General features: G+C 70.9%; 13 protein-coding genes. 4 read left to right on the top strand and 9 right to left on the bottom strand.

The features are described 5' to 3' along the window. Positions 1-370: 370 nt before the first annotated feature. Positions 371-2,251, top strand: a complete 1,881-nt coding sequence (locus WMF46_RS32100; RefSeq protein ID WP_437980686.1) for an amidohydrolase family protein — start codon at positions 371-373, stop codon at positions 2,249-2,251. Between the two features lie 40 nt (positions 2,252-2,291). Here the strand turns inward: WMF46_RS32100 and WMF46_RS32095 are convergent, their stop codons facing one another. Then, positions 2,292-3,380: a serine/threonine-protein kinase gene (locus WMF46_RS32095; RefSeq protein WP_437980685.1), complete on the bottom strand. Its 1,089-nt coding sequence runs from the start codon at positions 3,378-3,380 to the stop codon at positions 2,292-2,294. Between the two features lie 849 nt (positions 3,381-4,229). Here WMF46_RS32095 and WMF46_RS32090 point away from each other — a divergent pair. From WMF46_RS32090 to WMF46_RS32080, 3 genes are all read left to right on the top strand, one after another. After that, positions 4,230-5,519, top strand: a complete 1,290-nt coding sequence (locus WMF46_RS32090) for a hypothetical protein (RefSeq protein ID WP_437980684.1) — start codon at positions 4,230-4,232, stop codon at positions 5,517-5,519. Between the two features lie 176 nt (positions 5,520-5,695). Continuing rightward, on the top strand, positions 5,696-6,349 hold the full coding sequence (locus WMF46_RS32085) for an MBL fold metallo-hydrolase (protein WP_437980683.1): 654 nt from the start codon (positions 5,696-5,698) through the stop codon (positions 6,347-6,349). Between the two features lie 175 nt (positions 6,350-6,524). Beyond that, positions 6,525-7,643, top strand: a complete 1,119-nt coding sequence (locus WMF46_RS32080) for a branched-chain amino acid aminotransferase (protein ID WP_437980682.1) — start codon at positions 6,525-6,527, stop codon at positions 7,641-7,643. 146 nt (positions 7,644-7,789) lie between these two features. Here the strand turns inward: WMF46_RS32080 and WMF46_RS32075 are convergent, their stop codons facing one another. The 8 genes from WMF46_RS32075 to WMF46_RS32040 form a co-directional block, all read right to left on the bottom strand. Further along, on the bottom strand, positions 7,790-9,181 hold the full coding sequence (locus WMF46_RS32075; RefSeq protein ID WP_437980681.1) for a sigma-54-dependent transcriptional regulator: 1,392 nt from the start codon (positions 9,179-9,181) through the stop codon (positions 7,790-7,792). Between the two features lie 155 nt (positions 9,182-9,336). Then, entirely contained in the window at positions 9,337-9,777 is a 441-nt protein-coding gene (locus WMF46_RS32070; RefSeq protein ID WP_437973663.1) for a response regulator, read from the bottom strand. Between the two features lie 75 nt (positions 9,778-9,852). Then, positions 9,853-11,472 carry a protoglobin domain-containing protein gene (locus tag WMF46_RS32065; RefSeq protein ID WP_437980680.1) on the bottom strand — a complete coding sequence of 540 codons (1,620 nt, stop codon included), beginning with the start codon at positions 11,470-11,472 and terminating at the stop codon, positions 9,853-9,855. After that, positions 11,469-11,999, bottom strand: a complete 531-nt coding sequence (locus WMF46_RS32060) for an adenylyl-sulfate kinase (protein ID WP_437980679.1) — start codon at positions 11,997-11,999, stop codon at positions 11,469-11,471. The genes WMF46_RS32065 and WMF46_RS32060 overlap by 4 nt, the downstream gene beginning before the upstream one ends. After that, positions 11,996-13,111, bottom strand: coding sequence for a phosphotransferase (locus WMF46_RS32055; protein WP_437980678.1), 1,116 nt, complete (start codon positions 13,109-13,111; stop codon positions 11,996-11,998). Before WMF46_RS32055 ends, WMF46_RS32060 begins: the two co-directional genes overlap by 4 nt. Before the next feature lie 246 nt (positions 13,112-13,357). Beyond that, positions 13,358-15,235 carry a multicopper oxidase family protein gene (locus WMF46_RS32050; RefSeq protein ID WP_437987954.1) on the bottom strand — a complete coding sequence of 626 codons (1,878 nt, stop codon included), beginning with the start codon at positions 15,233-15,235 and terminating at the stop codon, positions 13,358-13,360. A 463-nt stretch (positions 15,236-15,698) separates the two neighbouring features. Then, complete coding sequence (gene xylF, locus WMF46_RS32045; RefSeq protein ID WP_437709243.1) at positions 15,699-16,790, bottom strand: D-xylose ABC transporter substrate-binding protein; 1,092 nt, start codon at positions 16,788-16,790, stop codon at positions 15,699-15,701. Positions 16,791-16,867: 77 nt separating this feature from the next. Then, entirely contained in the window at positions 16,868-18,217 is a 1,350-nt protein-coding gene (locus tag WMF46_RS32040; RefSeq protein WP_437980677.1) for a glycoside hydrolase 5 family protein, read from the bottom strand. Between the last annotated feature and the right edge of the window lie 158 nt (positions 18,218-18,375).

Genomic DNA, 18,375 nt, shown 5'->3' with positions numbered 1-18,375 from the left:
CCGGAGGAGCCGATAAGGCGGGAACACCATCGAGAGTACATTCCTGCGCTCCTGCCGTGTGCTCGAGCGGGTGCGCTTCCGGGATAGGCCATTTTGTCAAGCTCGCCTGTGACCTCGCGCGGCCACCCGCTCGGGCCGGAGAGCCGAAATGGAACGTCGGGGACGAAGCGTCTCGAACGCGTCACTCTGCTCGAGGCGAACAATCCTGGATAACACGGCACGCTGCGGGCGCGCGTGCACGGTCCTGTGCGCGTCGCCTCATTCGATTGCTTTTTCGCGATGTCTCCGGTACCCGGTCCGCCGATTCTCGGGTGCTGCAGGCGCCCATCAATAACGGAGTGTCATGCGTCGTACTTCGCTCGGATTGGCGATGAGTCGTCTCGCTTTGTGTGTCCTTGCCGCGTCAACGTGGCTCGCAGGATGCGGCGTCACGGAGAGCCCCTCGACGTTCAGCGCGACCGAGGTGGGGTGTGCGGGTTGCACCGTGCTGAAGGGCGGCACGGTGTTCGACGGCTCGCGCGCGGCCAGGGCAACGGTGGTGATCGAGGGCGACAGGGTGAAGCAGGTCGTCTTCGGTGATGTCGAGCACCGCGACCTCGATGCCGGGGGTGGCGAGGTCGTGGACATCACCGGGAAGACGGTCCTCCCCGGGCTCATCGATCTCCACGTCCACTCGCTGAGCGTCGCTGGGCCCTATGCTTACCACGACGGCGACCTCCACCTCGAGGATCACACGAAGGCGATGCTCCGGGCGGGCGTCACCTCGTACCTCGATCTCGGCTCATCCCAGCAGGTCATCTTCGAGCAGCGATCGCGCATCAACGCCGGCGACATCCTCGCGCCGCAGCTCTTCGCCGCCGGGCCGCTGCTCACGCCGACGGGAGGGCACCCGTGTCGTAACGGCAGCCCGCCCGGCGATTTCTGCGTCTTCATCGACTCTCCCGCCGACGTCGACGGGGCCTTCGAGGCGCTCCTCCCGAGGGCCCCCGATTTCATCAAGATCGTGCTCGAGGGGGGAGGATCGGAGCAGCTCCCGCGCCTGACGCGCCCGTCCGTGGTGGCCATCCAGGAGGCCGCGGCGGCCGCGGACGTCCGGGTCATCGCCCACGCGACGGAGGCAGCCGACATCGAGGCCGCGCTCGACAGCGGCGTGACGCTCTTCGCGCACATCCCGGACGAGGACCGGATCTCGCCAGAGCTCGCGCGGAGGATGGCCGCTGCCGGGGCCGTTGTCGTCCCCACGCTCGCGGTGGAGGATGGCTTGTACCGCACGGCCCACGGAGCGCTCACCGAGCTCGACGACCCCGCCCTCACCGACGACGTGCCGGCCGGCGTGATCGCTGCCCTGCGCGATCCCTCCTTGCTCGCGGAGCTCAGGACGGCGCAGTTCCTGGAGCTCGTGAAGCGGCGGCGCGACCATGCGATCGCGAACCTCGTGACCTGCTACCAGGCCGGGGTCACCATCGCCGCCGGCTCCGACGCCGGCAATCCGGGCGTCTTTCACGGGCTGAGCCTGCGCCGGGAGGTCGCGCTCCTCGTCGAGGTGGGGATGCCGCCCCTCGAGGCGCTCGCCGCCGCCACGCGCCGCGCAGCGGACGTGCTCGGGCGGCCCGATCTCGGGCGCCTCGAGCGAGGGGCGCTCGCGGACGTGCTCGTGGTCGACGGCGATCCGCTCGCCGACGTCCGCGCGCTCGAGCGCGTGTCGCGCGTCTACAAGTCGGGCGTCCTCCTCGATCGCGAGGCGCTCGCGTTGCCGCGCAAGACGGGCCTCGCGCGGGAGCCCAGGACGGGCGCCGGCCCCGGCGAGACGTGCCTCGCCGCGTCGGAGTGCGCGCCCGCGCAGTCGTGCAACCCGGCCCAGGTCTGCGCCGCGACCTGCAGCGCCGCCTCGGACTGCGCGCCGGGGAGCGCGTGTTTCCTCGACAGCGGCTCGTTCACAAGGGGGGCCTGCATCGGCGGCGACGGCTGCGATCTCTTCGCGCAAGATTGCGACAACGGCGCTGCCTGCGTGTTCTGGGGCAACGGCTCGACGTCGTGCTGGTACGCGGGCGCGGGCTCGGACGGGCAGCCGTGCGACGCGTCGTTTACGTGCGCGCCCGGGAGCGTGTGCGACCCCTCGAACACCTGCAGAGCGCTCTGCGATCCGCGCGGTGAGCGCGGCGCGCCGTGCCCGGGCGGCGAGCGGTGCGTCGATCACACCGCGTTCGCGGGGCTCCCCGTGGGAACCTGCGAGCCGGCCGGGCGCCGCTGAGCGCGACGATGCCGGGCGCGCGCGATGACGCCGCGCGCGCTCAGCGCGACGCGAGCAGCCAGGCGATCACGCTCCCGATCGCGAAGAACGCGACGCCCGCGCCGGCGATCACGGCCCGCGACGTCCGCCGCTCGATGAAGCTGGCCGCGGCCCGGAGGCTGGACGGGGCGGCGATGGCGATGCCGCTGTCGGGCGCGCTCATCTTCTGGACGGCGGCGTCGAGCGCCACGAGCACGGCGCGCGCGTGGGGGAAGCGGTCGTCCGGGTCCTTGGCGAGCAGGCGCATCACGACCGCCTCCAGCGCGGGCGGGACGACGACGCCGGGGGAGCGCTCGGCGATCGGCGGCGGCACGGCCGAGCGGTGCTGCGCGAACAGCGCCGACGGCTCGACCGCCGTGAAGGGGTGCTTGCCCGCGAGCATCTCGTAGAGGATGACCCCGAGCGCGTAGAGGTCGGCCCGCCGGTCGACGGAGCGCATGCCGAGCGCCGCCTCGGGCGCCATGTACGCCACCGTGCCGAGCAGCACGCCGGCGTTCGTCAGCGAGCGGCGCGAGCCGTCGTCGGTGATGGAAAACTGCTCGATCGGCACCTTGGCGAGGCCGAAGTCGATGAGCAGGACGCGCTCCTCCGGCCCGTCGAGGACCATGACGTTGAGCGGCTTCACGTCCCTGTGCACGATCCCGAAGTCGTGCGCCGCGTTGAGCGCGCTCGCGAGCTGGCGCGCGATGTTCGCCGCGCGCAGCGGCGGGACGGGGCCCTGGTCGATGAGCTTCCGCAGCGTGATGCCGCGGATGAACTCCATCACCATGAACCACGCGCCGTCGTCGAGCTGGTTGATCTCGTAGACCGCCGCGACGTTGGGGTGGAAGATGTGGCGACCGGCGAGCGCCTCGCGCTCGAAGCGCTCGATGAGCTCCGGCAGCTCCTCGGCGTCCGGGTGGAGCACCTTGACGGCCACGTCCTCCCCGGTCGCGAGCTTCTTTGCCCTGAAGACGGCGGCGATGCCGCCCATCGCGACGAGCTCCTCGAGGCGATAGCGGTGCACGAGCGTGCGCCCGACGAACGTCATCGCGCGCTCTCGCGCCGCGGAGCTCGCCTGGCCTCCCGCGATGAACACGGACCCGCTCATGCGCTCGCGCCTCCAGGCCGAGCCTCGCGCGCGGCGTCGTCGACGAGGCCGCAGCGCAGGGCTCGCACAGCCGCGCCGCGCGCTCCCCCGTCACCGCGCGCCACGCGGCGGAACAGCGGATCCACCCTGGATGACATCGTACGTTCACACACGCGGCGTCCGGAGGGTAGCGCCCCTGCGCGCCCAGCGCCATCTTCCCGGTTGGGCGCGGGGGCGAGGCGCTCGTGAGGGAGCGGGCGGGCGGCGCCGAGGCTGGAGCTCACGAAGCGCGCGTGAGCCAGGCCTCCCGAGCGGCCTTCGGGAGATCGCGCCCACCGCCGCGGCCGCGCGCGCTCTCTCGAGATTCCACCGCTCCGCCGTGATCGTGAGTCGCCGGGCTGCTCCGTCTCCTGCGCTGATGGCGCTGCCTCATCGTGTCTCCGGCCGGGGCGTGCGGAGACCCCTCATCGCCTGTGCCTCACGGCCGCGCGACGGGAGCGCCGGCCGCGCGAGGTGCGGAGTCGCGGCCGCGGCCCCGACGTGGCGAGAGCCCGTTGCGCGCTGGGCGGCGCTCGCCCGTCGCCGGCGGAGCGCGACCACTTGTCGGTAGATCCAGCGACATTGCCGGAGCTCCTGCCGCGCGCGCCCGCGCGGGGCGGCCGAGCCAGCGCGCCCGCACACCCGTGCGCGCCGGGGTCGAGCCTGCTGTCCTGCCACGAGCGCCCTCGCCCGCCGCATCGGCGTCATCCGCCTCCGGATCCGCACGAGGCGTGCCCGGTCGTGCGCGGACGAATTAGGGTTGAAAACACATCAAGTTCACAGATGCGTTTTTTCGACAGGCTCGTGTAGCCTGTATGGGTGGAGGTTTCCATGCACAGCACAATGCGTCGCACCGTTCTCCTCGGGCTCGTTTCCGGACTCGCCGTAGCAGCTTGCTCCACGCCTGAGGCGTCGAACCTCTTCGTCACCGGCGGGTCCGGTCCGGGGACCACGGCTTCTGCGGGAGGAGGCGAGGGCGGCGCGCCGGGCACGGGAGGCGCGGCGGGCGTGGGCGGCCAGGGCACCGGGGGCGAGCCGGGCGTGGGCGGAGCGACCGCGGGGAGCGGCGGGAGCGGGGGCGTGGGGCCCATCATCGACGAGCCGCCGGTCTGCGGGGACGTTTACGTCGATTGCGACGCGGATGCCGAGAACAGCTGTGAGGTCAACGTGACGAACGACGCCCTCCATTGCGGCACTTGCCCCGTCGACTGCGATGGCACCTGCCGGGACGGCACGTGCATCCGCACCTCGATCCACATCTCGGGCCAGCGGGATCCGCTGTACCTCGCCGTCGCCAACGGCGTCGTGTTCTGGACCAACGGGGAGCAGGGCGTGGTCAGGCAGTGGACGCAGGGCGAAGCCGTCGCGATCAACATCGCCACCGCGCAGGTCCAGCCGGCCGATATCAAGGCCGACGCCACCCACGTCTTCTGGGCCAACCAGGGCGTGGCCGGCGAGAGCGACGGTCAGGTGATGAGGGCGCGGGTCGGCGGCCAGGAGGCGCCGGTCGCGATCGCCGCAGGGCAGCCCGATCCGTTCGGCATCGCGATCGACGAGGAGTTCGTCTACTGGACCAACCGCGAGGACGGCGGCTCCGTGGTCCGCGCGCGGAAGGACTCGAGCGGCAACGGGCCGTTCACCGTCATCTCGGACGGGGGCGGGACGACGCACGCCCTCGCGGTCGACGCGACGCACGTCTACTGGACCGTGCGCGACGAGCGCGGCATGGTGATGTCCGCGCCCAAGGGCTCCACGGGCGAAGGCCCGTTCACCACGCTGGCGGCCGATCAAGGCGAGGTGCGCGAGATCGCCGTCGATGCGACGCACGTCTACTGGACGACAAGCAGGACCGGCAACGTGATGCGGGTGGCCAAGACCGGCGGAGAGCCGACGGTGATCGCGAGCGGCCTGGGGAACCCGAGGGGCATCGCCGCCGACGCGACGGGCGTTTACTGGACGGACCCCACCTCACCGAACGTCATGAGGATGCTGCCGAACGGCATCATCGGGGCCGTGGCGGCCGGCGAGCCGTCGCCCTACGGCATCGCCCTCGACGCGACCCGCGTCTACTGGACCAACGGACTCGGAACGAACGGCACCCTCGTGAGCGCCCCGAAGTAGCGGTCGCGGGCGGCAAGCGCGCGCGGGATCGAGCACCCGAGGTCCGCGAGGAGCCGACGTCTCCGCGCGTCCTTCAGCGCCGCGGCGCCGCAGCGCCGCGCGCTCCGGGCGGTGCTCGATCGGAGCTCGCGGCGCCGCATCGCCGACGATGTCGCGCGTGGAGGTCGGGGCTCCGCGTGCTACAAGCTCGCCCTGTGCTGCTCGAGACGTTCTCCGTCGGTCCGCTGGGGTGCAACTGCTCGATCCTCGTCGACCCCGTGAGCAAGGGCGCCGTGGTCATCGACCCCGGGGGCGATTTCGACAAGATCCGCGCGCGCGTCGAGCAGGCCGGGGCGAAGGTCGCGGCCATCGTGCACACGCACACCCATATCGATCACGTGGGCGCCACGGCGCCACTCCAGCGCTGGTCCGGCGCCGCGGCCCGCATTCACGAGGCCGACCGCTTCCTCTACGACATGCTCCCCGTCCAGGCGGCGATGCTCGGCATTGGCTTGCCGGAGCGGTGCGAGGTCGACGGCGACCTGAACGACGGCGCGGTCGTGAAGGCGGGCGGGCTCGATCTGCACGTGCTCCACACGCCGGGGCACACGCCGGGCAGCGTCTCGTTCCTGGTGCTCGCGGAGACGGGCGCCGTCGCGTTCACGGGGGACACCCTGTTCCGGCGCAGCATCGGCCGGACCGATCTGTGGGGTGGCGACTCGCAGGCGATCGTCTCATCCATCCGGGGCAAGCTGCTCACGCTCGATCCGTCGACCCGGGTCGTTACCGGACACGGCCCCTCCACGACGATCGGCGAGGAGCGCGACAGAAATCCCTTTTTGCGGTCGTGACGCGCCGCCCGCTCGCGCTCGCTTGCGCGCCCGCTTATCCACGTCGCCGCGGTGCTTTCTCGCGAGAAAGTGCTTGCATCCCGTCAGGATTCTTTCGAAAAATGCCGCGCGACGATGACGCGCGTCGGCCCACCCGAGCCGGGTCGACCGCTGTCCGCCGCGGAAGTCGAGCACGATGAGCACCGAAAGCGCGCCTGCCACGAAGGTTGATCTCGAGATCCTAGCCACGCCGCATCCCCTCGGCGACGCGGAGCGCGCGCAGCGCATGCAGAACCCTGGCTTCGGGCGCGTGTTCACGGAGCACATGGTCGTGATCCCGTACGCGGCGGACAGGGGCTGGCTCCGGGGGCAGATCCGGCCGTACGCGCCGATCACGCTCGATCCTGCGGCGATGGTGCTGCATTACGGTCAGGCGATCTTCGAGGGCTTCAAGGCCTATCGGCAGCCGGACGGCCGCATCAAGACGTTCCGGCCGGAGTCGAACGCGCGCCGCTTCAATAGCTCTGCCCGCCGGCTGGCGATGCCGGAGATGCCGGTTGATCTGTTCGTCGGCGCGGTCGACGCCCTGATCCGCCAGGATCGCGCATGGGTCCCCTCGCCCGTGGGTGAGAGCCTGTATATCCGACCGTTGATGTTCGCCACCGAGGTGGCGCTCGGGGTGAGGGCGTCGCGCGACTACGATTTCCTGGTGATCGCGTCGCCTGCGGCCGCGTATTTCCCTCAGGGCGTCAAGCCGGTGACGGTCTGGATCTCGGAGGATTTCGTCCGCGCGGCGCCGGGCGGCACGGGCGCGGCCAAGTTCGCGGGCAACTACGCCGCGAGCCTGCTCGCGCAGATGAACGCCGCGGCCGAGGGCTGCGCGCAGGTGGTCTGGCTCGACGCCGTCCAGCGCAGCGTCGTCGAGGAGATGGGGGGAATGAACATCTTCTTCGTCTACGAGGAGCGGGGGCGCCCCGTGATCGTGACCCCCGAGCTGACAGGCACGCTCCTGCCGGGCATCACCCGCGACAGCATCATCCAGCTCGCCCGGGATTTCGGGTATGCCGCGGAGGAGCGCAGGGTCACCTTCGACGAGTGGCGCGCGGCGGTGCGCGAGGGCCGCATGACCGAGGCGTTCGCGTGCGGGACGGCCGCGGTCATCACGCCCATCGGCGCCGTGAAGTCCCGCGAGGGGACCTTCTCCATCCACAACAACGAGACGGGCCCCGTGGCGGCGCGCTTCCGCGAGGCGCTGCTCGACATCCAGCACGGCCTCGCCCCCGATCGCCACGGCTGGATGCACGACGTGGTCTGAGCCGCTTCGGATACGGGCCCACCTCGGCGTTTTCGGTGCTCAGCGCACCGGAGTGCGCTTGCGCGCCGAAAACGCCGATCTGGGCCCGTCTCCTGTGCGGGAGACCGCCGCTCTGCTCTGCATGGTGCAGAGGTGGGCGGAGACTACTACGCCGCCGGCGGGCGCTTGGACTTCGCCGTCAGGCCATATTCGTGCAGGCGGTACTGGATGGTGCGTATGCTGATGTCCAGGAGCTCGGCCGCGCGCGTCGTCGAGCCGTTCGTCGCCTCGAGCGTCGACAGGATGGCATAGCGCTCTATCTCCGCCATGGTGGCGCCCGGGATCCGCAGGGCCCCCTTGGCGACCGGCGCCGCGTCGATGGGGAGGTGCTCCGCGTCGATGCGCGCGTCGTCGCACAGGACGACCGCCCGCTCGATCGCGTTCTCGAGCTCCCGCACGTTCCCCGGCCACCGGTGCGCGATGAGCTTCGCCCGGGCCTCGTCGGTGAACCCCTCGATCTTGCGGTGGTTCTCCGCCGCGAACCGGCGCAGGAAGTGATTCGCCAGGAGCAGCACGTCGGTGTCGCGGATGCGCAGCGGCGGCATGTCGATGTGGACGACGTTGAGCCGGTAGTAGAGGTCCTCCCGGAAGTGGCCCTCCTGCACCGCCGCCGCGAGATCGCGGTTCGTGGCCGCGATGAGCCGCACGTCGACGGTCACGGAGTCGTTCCCGCCGACGCGCTCGAACGTCCTCTCCTGGAGGACGCGGAGCAGCTTCACCTGCGTCGAGGGGGCGATCTCGCCGACCTCGTCGAGGAAGAGCGTCCCGCCGTGCGCCTGCTCGAACCGCCCGATGCGGCGCTTGTCGGCGCCCGTGAACGCGCCGCGCTCGTGGCCGAACAGCTCGCTCTCGAGCAGGGACTCCGCGAGCGCCGCGCAGTGCAGGGTCACGAAGGGCCCTTTGGCGCGCGAGCCCTTCGCGTGGATCGCGCGCGCGAGCTCGCCCTTGCCCGTGCCGCTCTCGCCGGTGATGAGCACCGTCGCCCGCGCGCCCGCCACCTGCCGGGCCATCCGGTAGACCCTCTGCATCGCCGGGCTCGTCCCGATGAGCCCCTCCACGCCCTCGCCCTGGCGCTCTCGCAGCTGCCGGCGGAGGTTCTCCGCCTCGACCCGGAGCGCGCTCCGCTCGAGGGCGCGCTCCAGCGTGAGGAGGAGCGCGTCGAAGTCGACCGGCTTCGTCAGGTAATCCTCGGCCCCCGCGCGCATCGCCAGCACCGCCGAGGTCACGTCCCCGAACGCGGTGACGACGATCACCGGCAGCGCCGGATCCTGCTCGCGCAGCTTCCCGAGCAGCGTCACCCCATCCATCCTCGGCATCTTCAGATCGGTGATGACGACGTCCGGCGGCCGCTCCGCCGCGACCTCGATCGCCTCGACGCCGTCCGCCGCCGCGTCGACGGTATAACCCTCCTGGCGCAGCAGCTTCTCCAGCCCCGAGCGCGCGCTCGCCTCGTCGTCCACGACGAGCACCCTCGAGCTCTGCCTCTTCTCAGCGTTCATATCGTTCCTTCCGAACATACCGTGTCCGCGAGGCGCTGCGACACTCGTTCGGCGGCGGCAGGGGGCCGGCGGGAGGGCCGCGCCGGGGCAGGCGACGGGCGCCGCAGCCGTTGCACGTGGGCGCAAGCCGTTCGCCGGGCCTGCGCGCCCCCTGCTCAGGCCGCGGGAGGGAAGGGGGAGCTCGGCCGCGTGGCGCGCGAGGCGTCGGCGAGCGCCGCGTCCGCGGTGGCGCGGAGCTCGTCGCTCAGGGCGATGTAGTCGATCGGCTTCGTGTGCACAACCGCCGCGGGCTCCAGCCCTCGCCCGAGGCGCGCCACGAGGTCGGGATACCCGGTGAAGAAGAACAGCGGGAGATCCGGCCGGAGCGATCTCGCGTAGCGCGCGACCGCGATTCCATCGGCGTGGGGCATCCGGAAATCGGTCACCAGGATGTCCGGGATCGGACGGCGGGACAGCCGCGCGATGGCGAGCGCGCCGTTCGTGGCCAGCTCCACCCGGAAGCCGTCCTCTTCGAGCAGGCGCTCGAGGAGGCGAGCGCTCTGCACGTCGTCGTCCACGAGCAGGATCAGCGGTTGTTCGGTGCTGCGCGGTTCCACGCCCGGATCTCTACCAAGTTGCGTGCCAGCCCTCGGGCCGCCGCCGCGCGCGGCCAGCCAGGAGAGCGGCGGAGGTCAGCCGGAGCGGCGCAGCGGGAGCGTCACGCGGAAGAGCGTCTTCCCCGGGCGGCTCTGGAACTCGATGGTCCCCTCGTGATCGGTGACGATGCGGTGAGCGATCGCCAGCCCGAGCCCGGTGCCGTTCGGCTTCGTCGAGAAGAACGGATCGAAGATCGGCGCGTCCGGGCTCGCGATCCCGGGGCCGTCGTCCTCCACCTCGACGACGGCGTGGCGCGGCTGCCGCCGCGCGCGGAGGGTGACCGTGCCGCCTCCGGACGCGTCCACCGCCTCGATCGCGTTGCGGAGCAGGTTCAAGAGGACCTGCTCGATCTTCGCCGGATCGAGGTCGAGCACGATGTCGGTCGAGGGCAAGTCGACCTTCACCGCGGCCTGCGCGCCGGCGCCGTCCGACGACGCCGCGACGCGCGCCGCCCGCTCGCAGAGCGGGACGACGGGCGTCGGCCGGAGGTACAGCGGCTGCGGCCGGGCGAAGTCCAGGAACTCGCTGACGAGCGCCGAGAGGCGGCGGATCTCGTCGCGGACGACCTGGATCGCCTCCAGCGTGTCCGGGTCCTTCAGGCCGGCGCGCGCGAGCCCCCGCTCGAGGAAGGTCACGTGGAGCTGCGCGCCGTTCAGCGGGTTCCTGATCTCGTGCGCCAGGCCCGCCGCGAGGGTCCCCACCGCGGCGAGCTTCTCGCTCTGGCGCACGCGCGCGGCGAGCGCGTTCTCGTCGGTCGTGTCCTGCCCGATCGCGAACAGCACCACCTCGTCGTCGGCCGCGGAAGGGGCGTACGCGAGCTGCCAGCGCAGATCGCGGATCTTGCCGGCGCGCGTGCGCACGATGCTCTCCAGCAGATCGACGCTGGGGCGGCGGCCCGCGGCGACGTCCTCCACGAGCGCGCCGTGATCCGCGCGGATCTCCTCGGGGAGGAGCGCCTCGACGAACGGCACCCCGAGCACGTCCTCGCGCGCGAGCCCCGTGATCCGCTCCGCCTCCCGGTTGAAGAGCCGCACGATCGCGTGCGCGTCGAGGCCCACGACGAGGACGCGGGCCAGCTCGACCGCGCTCTTGTACCGGTGCTCCGTGCGCGCGAGCGTGCGGCCGACCTCCTCGCGGTCCAGGCGCTCGGCGCGCTGCGCGCGCGCGAGGAAGTCGTCGCGGTACGTCTCGAGCATGATGGCGAGCTCGAGATCGAGCACCTTGCTCACCGCCGCCCTGACCGGGATCACCTCCGCGCCGAGCGCGCCCTGGGCGATCTCGTGGAACGCGAGCCGGATGAGCGTCATCGCCGTGAACATGTACCGCTGGGGGAGGCCCACCCGGACGTGGATCCGCCCGATCTTCGCGCTCTCGTCGAAGTACGCGCCGTCGTAGGGCCCCGTGCAGATGCGCGTCATCCAGCGGACGAGCGATCGCTTGAGCCGCTCCACCTGCTCCTCGCCGGTGAAGACGTCGTGCGCGCCCTCGTGCTCGCGGATGCGATCGTAGAACTCGTCGGCGATGCGGGGGAAGTGCGGCTCCGCGTGCGCGCGGAGCACGGCGAGCCAGCGCTCGTCCTGCTCGCTGAAGCGGACGTACCGCTTGATCTCGTCGAAGAGCGTCTCCTGCGCGGGCACGGTGACCGTGTTTATCACGGCCCCGCCCCCGCCGAGGCGGACCAGGATCTCGCGCGCTCGATCAGCGCCGCGAGCGCCGCCTCGTCCTCGCCGCCGCGCGCGACGAGCTCCGGCGCGAGCGGCGCTTCGTAGTCGACGCCGGCGCCCGGGAGCGCGCCGACCTCCCCGGCGCCGGCCGCGTGGTAGAGCCCCTTCGGGTCGCGCTCCCTGCAGGTCGCCGGCGCGACGTCCACGTAGACCTCGATGAGCCGCGGCGCGAGCGCGCGGGCGCGCTCCCGGTAGGCGCGGCGGTGCGCCGTCGCCGCGACGATCACGATCGGCCCCTGGCGCGCGAGCAGCGCCGCGAGGCGCGCGAGCGTCTCGTAGAAATCGTCGCGAGCGCGCGGGTCGTAGCCGGGCCGCGGGACCAGGGCGTCGCGCATCTCGTCCCCGTCGAGGAGGCAGCTCGCCCGCCCCTCGCCGAGCAGCGCCCGGTGCGCCCGCGCGGCCAGCGTGGATTTACCCGACGACGGGAGCCCCGTGATCCAGACGACCCCGCCGCTCACGCGAAGAGCCCCTCGGCGTCGTCCGGATCGAAGCGCGGGGCGTCGAGGGCGCGCTCCACGAACGAGAGCAGCGCGTCCCTCGCCCGCGCCGTGACCGCGGGGTACCACCCGGGGTTGGCCAGCACGAGCGCGCGCCACGCGAGGAACGGCGCCGCCACGTCGAGCAGCCCCGCGGAGCCGCCCGAGCCGAGGTAGACCTCCCAGAGCCGCTGCCACAGCGCGCGGAAGCCGCCCTCCCACGCGCCAGGCGAGTCCAGCGCGAAGAAGACGTAATTGATGGCGAGGCAGGTGACGTCGTCCGCGGGATCGCCCTGGGACCCGCGGCTCGTGTCGAGCAGCGTGAGGCGCGACGCCTCGTCGAACACGATGTTGAACGGGTGGAAATCGCCGTGCGTGCGGGCCAGCCGATGATCCCGGCCGCGGAGCTTCCATCGCCACGCCACGCAGCGCCGCTCGATGGCCTGGAGCCGCTCGGGCGGCGCGCCGGGCACGTCGTCCGGATAGCCGTCGATGATGCCGAAGATGCCTTCACCGTGGCCCACGAGATCGCGCGCCGCGCGGCGGTAGCTGCCCGGCTGCGCGCCCTTCGCGCCGTGGAGGGCGATGAGGTACCTGGCGAGCGCCTCGCAGCGCGCGAAATCCTCGGGGCCCGCGCGCCGCTCCTTCGCGATCCGGCGCAGATCCGCGGCGTAGACGTCTCCCTCCGCGTACGTGGTCAGGAGATAGAACTCGCCCGCATCCCGCAGGGACAGGAAGTGACCGTCGCGCGTCAGCGAGCCGACGTCCACGACCTCGACGTGCGCCGGGATCGACCCGAAGGTGTCGAAGGCGAGCAGCGCCTCCGCCGCGCGATCCGCCCGCCTGTCGTGGCCGAACGCGTCCGCCGTCGACGTGTGCAGGACAAGCTTCTGCCTGGAGCCATCGGTCCTCACCACCGTGATCCGGCGGGGTACGCCGTAGCCGGCGGCCTTCTCGGTCTGGTCGTGATCCGAGGGGTTGTCGGGTCCGAGGAGGGTGATCTCCTCGACGCGCGCCTCAGGAAACGCTGCATCGATGAGCTCGCGGACCGGGCGTGCGGGATCGAATTCAGGCAGGACCGACGGGGCGCTCATGGTCTCCTCGGATGTGGCGACGTGCTCGAGTGAGGATGCGCGCAGCAAGAAGCACGCCGCATAGCTGACGAGCCTGCTCCAGAAGCACCTCGGGGAGCGGGTCGGATCCTGGAGCTCGCGGGGCCTTCGGCGGGCTGATGAGCGCGGGCACGCACCGGGACCGGGCCGGGCGCTCGCAGGACCTGCGCCGCCGCGCGAGGCGTGCGCGGGGCCGCGCGACGTCGCGCGGCGTGAGGCGGGGCGGGATCAGCGAGTCGGGATCCCGGGCGGCGTGGGACCGATCTGGTAAGGCCGCATCATCTCGTTGTCTTCATGCTCGAGGATGTGGCAGTGCCACACGAACCGGCCAGGGCTCTCGAACACCATCTTGATGCGCGTGATCTCGAACGGCAGCGCGACGACGGTGTCCTTGCGGCCCTCCTCCCCGGCCTCCGGCGGGCGCGGGGCGCCGTCGAACGGCTGGCGATCGACGATCGCGAAGTGGACCTCGTGGACGTGGATCGGGTGCGCGTCCACGGTGAAGTTGTAGATCTCCCACACCTCGGTCGATCCCAGGGCCGGGTTCTCGGTGATGGGATCGTGCCAGAAGAGCGGCCTCGCCGCGCGGGAGCCCGGAGGAGGCTCCAGCGTGCCCAGCGCGGCCACGCTCAGGCCGGCGTCGGGCCGGAGCGCGGAGCTCAGGTCGTTCAGGGACACCTGGCGCACGAGCGCCGCGTCTCCGAGGGGGGCGAGCCGCGGCAGCTCGAGCCGGTGCGGTGGTGTGCTCGAGTCCGCGCCGCTCGACGGCACGACGCGGAGCTGCATCACCTGCCCTGTCGTCGCCGGATCGGCGGCGGTCTGCGGGCCGCCGGTGAACGGCGCGTCCGGACCGAGGTTGAGGAGGACGAGCTCGGCGCCGGCGCGGACCCCGCTGAAATCCACGATCACGTCCGCGCGCTCGGCCGGAGCGAGCAAAAGGGTCCCGCGCTCCACGGGGGAGGGGAGGAATCCGCCGTCCGAGCCGATCTGCCAGAACGGGAGGCCTTTATCCATCTTCAGGATCAAGAACCGCGAGGCGCTGCCGTTCAGGATGCGGAAGCGGTACCGCCGCTGCTCGACCTCGAGATAGGGCCACGCCTGGCCGTTGACGACGAGGACGTCGCCGAAGAACTCCGGGACCCAGATCGGCGGGATATCGCCCTTCGGGATGTACGTGTCCGCGAGCTCGGGGGCGAGCCCGCGCGACGCCGGATAGAAGAGCGACCCGTCGTCGTTGAAGGAGCGGTCCTGGATCAAGAGCGGGATCTCGTACACCCTCGCTCCTGGGCGGTCTCCCGTTCGCGGGGCTGGTCCGGGCAGCACGCCCTGCGGCAGATCGTCCGGCCCGCCGCGGAGCAGGTAGAAGCCGGCCGGCCCCGCGTAGAGGTTGAGCCGGGTGATGCCGAGCGTGTGGTCGTGGTACCAGAGCGTCGCGGCCCGCTGGTCGTTCGGGTACTGGAACACGGCCGCGCCCGGCTCCCACAGGCCCCCGAGCGGCGACGTGCGCTGGTAGTAGTCGTAGAAGGTGCCCGTCGCCGCGTACCCCTCGGGGATGTCGGTCGCCGCGGGGAGATACCAGGCCTCGGGATACCCGTCGTTCTCTTGCCCCATCCTGGCCATCCCGTGGAGGTGCGTGACGATTGGCACCGGGCCCCGGTACGGTCCTGGCGGGCAATCGCCAGGGAAGGCGGGCCGGCTGTCTCGGCCCTGCGCCCCGCCGGGCGGGTTGGCCCAGTGCAGGGTCGGGTCGACGGGGAGCAAATGAGGGAGGAAGCGGCCGGTCTCAGGGTCCCTGAGATCGTTGATCCACTTCACCCGCACCGGCCTGCGGTACCTCGCCTCGACGGTGAACGCCGGATAGGCGAACGTCTCCGGGTGATGGACGGAGCCGTAGCTCCAGACGGTCGTCGGGGGCAAACCCAGCTCGGGTGGCAGGATGTGCTGCTCGATCTGCCGGACGGCGATCTCGTAGGCATCGCTGCCCGCGCTGCCCGCGCCGAGCCCCGTGGCCATGGGCATGACCTCCGGGATGAGCAACGGGCGCGTGTACCTGGGGATGGCGGCGCCGGAGAGGGTCGGGGCCGAGCCCGGGACGGCCGGACACATGGACACGGCCGCCCTCATCACGTCACCTCGCCGGAGCGCCGTGACCCCGTCGCGGTCGGACCGTGCTTCCGTGGCTCTCGTCGCTTCATGGAGGACATCGCGTCTCCTTGCCTCGCGCGGCGCTGCGAGGGCGCAGCATCATGACCAGCGCACAGCTCCGGTCCACGCAGGAAGCACCGGATTCGAGGAGCCCCTGGATCACGGAGGATCACCATGATCGCAAGGCCCCCGGCGACGCGCGGCGTTCCGCCGTTCGGAGCGGGGTTGCCTCGGACGATGCGCCGCCGACGGGTCGTGGTCGAGAGGGGATGTTGCGTGCGGGGGGCTCTCCGGGCGAAGAGCCTCATTGAGGATCGCGGCCGTCGAGACGGGCGCAGAGGGGGGAGGGGCGGACCTGACCCGGCGGCTGGTCGCCTCGCGGCGGCCAGGGCGCTCGCCGGGCCCTGGATGTCCAGCTAGGGGCCTACTTGGCCGGCCACTGGTCCTTGGGGAGGTCCTTGTAGACGTCCTCGACCTTGTGGAAGCCGTCCGCGATCACCGTCGCGGCGAGGTTGTCCTTGTCCACGGCGACCGGCGTGATGAGCACGCTCTGGACGTCCTTCTTGCCGTTGTTGACCGTCTGCGTCTTCTCGCCGACGGGCTCCTTCTTCGCCAGCTTGACGGCGAGTTCGGCGGCCTTCTCGGCGAGCAGCTTGAGCGGCTTGTAGACGGTCATGCTCTGGGTGCCGGCCGCGATCCGCTGGCAGGCGGCGAGCTCGGCGTCCTGGCCCGAGACGCCGACCTTGCCGGCGAGCTTCTGCTCGCCGAGGGCCTGGACGGCCGCGCCCGCGAGCCCGTCGTTCGACGCGACGACCGCCGTGACGTTGTTGTTGTTCTTGGTGAGGGCGTTCTCGGTGATCTTGAGCCCCTCGACCGGCTGCCAGTCCTTGGCCCACTGGTCCGCCACCGTCTTGATGTCGCCCTTGTCGATGAGCGGCTTCAGGATGTTCATCTGCCCTTCGCGGAAGAGCTTCGCGTTGTTGTCGGTCGGGGAGCCGCCGATGAGGATGTAGTTCCCCTTCGGGAACTTCTTCACGAGGGCCTCGGCCTGGAGCTCGCCCACCTTGACGTTGTCGAAGGACACGTAAAGGTCCACGTCGGAGTCGAGGATCAGCCGGTCGTACGCGATGACGGGCACGCCCTGCTTGTGCGCCGACTCGACGATGGTGGCCGTCGTCTTGGCGTTGTGGGGCACGACAACGAGCACGTCGACGCCCTGCGTGAGCAGGTTCTCCGCCTGCGAGTTCTGGAGGGCGTCGTCGCTGTTCGCGGACTGCACGAGCACCTGGGCGCCGAGCGTCTCGGCCTTCGCCTTGAACAGGTCGCGGTCGCGCTGCCACCGCTCCTCCTTGAGGGTATCCATGGAGAAGCCGATCGTGATCTTGTCTTTCTTCTTCTCCGGACCCTTGGTTTCCGCACCCTTGGCGGCTGTTGCCTCGGGCTTGTTCGCGCTTGCGCCGCCTTCCGCCTCCGGCTTCGAGCAACCGGCCGAGAACGCGAGCGAGAACAACGCCATGAGAAAGGTGGAGCGACGAATCAAGGTGACCTCCGCGTGAGATGAATGGGAAAGTGGCTGTGTTATGGCCGCCGGCGCTACTGCGTCGAGTTGAGCTGGTCGGCGTAGCTCATGATAAGATTCAGGGTTTCCGTGTCGTCATCGTACACCGAGTACCACCCCTGGAGCTCATGGGGCGGATCGCCGATGTAGTCGTTGCCGAGGAGCCAGTAGTCGTTGCCGTCGTCCGACGGCCTCCCGATCCCGGCCCAGGCCCAGAAGTTGACGCCGGCGAGCTCCGGGTTCTCGACGACGGCGTCGAACATGGAAGCGTAATACTCGTTCCGCTTGGCGACGGGCGACGAGACCGGCTCGGACTTGTCGTCCCGGGCGAGCCCGAACTCCTCCACGACGATCGGCTTGTCCAGCGCCCTGGCGTGCGCGAGCTGCGCGTCGATGTACCCGTTGCTCTTGGTGATGGCGGCCAAGAGCCCCTTGTCGGCGGCGCTGTCCATCGGCAGCGACGGGTCGTACCACTCCCAGTTCTCGGGCCACACGTGGAAGGTGAGGTAATCGACGCCGGGCACGTCGTGGAACGCCCTGTAATCGCTGTTGGCGTAGTCGCCCCAGTTATAGGACAGGTCGCCCTCCGAGCCGATGGAGACGAGGTGGTTCGGGTCGATGTCCTTGATGAACTTCGCGTTCCTCTCGACCCAGAGCTTGAAGAGCGGGCCCCAGCCCTTGAACGATCGCGGCTCGTTCCCGAGCTGCCACGCCATGATCCCCGGATGGGCCTTGAGCTTCTCGATCAGGACCTTGGCCCGGCTGAAGTAGAACTCCTGGGCCTTCTTGTTGCAGAAGAACAGCGACGAGAGATCCATCTGGTCGGGCCACGGGTTCGTGTTCGGATCGAGCGTGCCCGAGTGAGGGATGGCCCACTCGCCGATGGCCACGGCCTGGCAGTCCTGGCCTGTGCCCTCCTGGAACCGGATCGAGCCGGTGAACGGCACGTGGTGGTCCGCCGCGAGCAGGGCAGCGCCCGTCGTGGGGTGGGTCAGGCCGACCTGGTACGCGCTGAAGTCCTCTCCGCAGGAGAGGGTCGGCTGCTCGTGCGCCCACTTCATGTACTGGGGCATACCGCCGGACCAGTGCCAGAAGTCGTTCAGGGTCATCACCGCCTTCATCCCGCGGCTGTGCATCTCGTCGAGCACCGTCACCAGGTTGTCGGCGAACGCCTCGAGCTGCGCATCGGCGCACGGCTTGTCGGATGATGCCGGAAAGATCCGTTGTGGGCCGTACTTCTGATCGTTCTGCTGCGCCGCGGGGATGTCGCCCTCGCTGAGCGCCATGATCCTGAGGTTCAGGGCGCCGTGGGCCTCGAGGATGTCGAGCTCGGTGCGCAGGCGCTCGCGGCTGATGTAGGGAGCCGACCAGAAGTTCGTGCCCATATACCTGTACGGTTTCCCGTCGAGCGTGAGCTTACTACCTTCGGCGCGGACGTAGCACTTTTCCGGTTGCTGGGCGCAGTCGAGCGCCTGGCCGCCGCCGGTTCCGTCCCCGCCGCCGCCGGTGGCGTCGCTTCCTCCGGTCGCGCCGCTTCCGCCGC

Source organism: Sorangium sp. So ce117 (genome assembly GCF_051524395.1).
In the GTDB taxonomy this organism is placed as follows: Bacteria; Myxococcota_A; Polyangia; order Polyangiales; family Polyangiaceae; genus Sorangium; species Sorangium cellulosum_B.
This window is presented reverse-complemented; position numbering and strand designations above follow the sequence as displayed.

Coding starts and splice junctions, on each gene's coding strand:
- WMF46_RS32100 (WP_437980686.1), top strand. CDS start 371: ATGAGTCGTCTCGCTTTGTGTGTCCTTGCCGCGTCAACGTGGCTCGCA.
- WMF46_RS32095 (WP_437980685.1), bottom strand. CDS start 3,380: ATGAGCGGGTCCGTGTTCATCGCGGGAGGCCAGGCGAGCTCCGCGGCG.
- WMF46_RS32090 (WP_437980684.1), top strand. CDS start 4,230: ATGCACAGCACAATGCGTCGCACCGTTCTCCTCGGGCTCGTTTCCGGA.
- WMF46_RS32080 (WP_437980682.1), top strand. CDS start 6,525: ATGAGCACCGAAAGCGCGCCTGCCACGAAGGTTGATCTCGAGATCCTA.
- WMF46_RS32075 (WP_437980681.1), bottom strand. CDS start 9,181: ATGAACGCTGAGAAGAGGCAGAGCTCGAGGGTGCTCGTCGTGGACGAC.
- WMF46_RS32055 (WP_437980678.1), bottom strand. CDS start 13,111: ATGAGCGCCCCGTCGGTCCTGCCTGAATTCGATCCCGCACGCCCGGTC.
- WMF46_RS32050 (WP_437987954.1), bottom strand. CDS start 15,235: ATGTGTCCGGCCGTCCCGGGCTCGGCCCCGACCCTCTCCGGCGCCGCC.
- xylF (WP_437709243.1), bottom strand. CDS start 16,790: ATGGCGTTGTTCTCGCTCGCGTTCTCGGCCGGTTGCTCGAAGCCGGAG.
- WMF46_RS32040 (WP_437980677.1), bottom strand. CDS start 18,217: ATGGGCACGAACTTCTGGTCGGCTCCCTACATCAGCCGCGAGCGCCTG.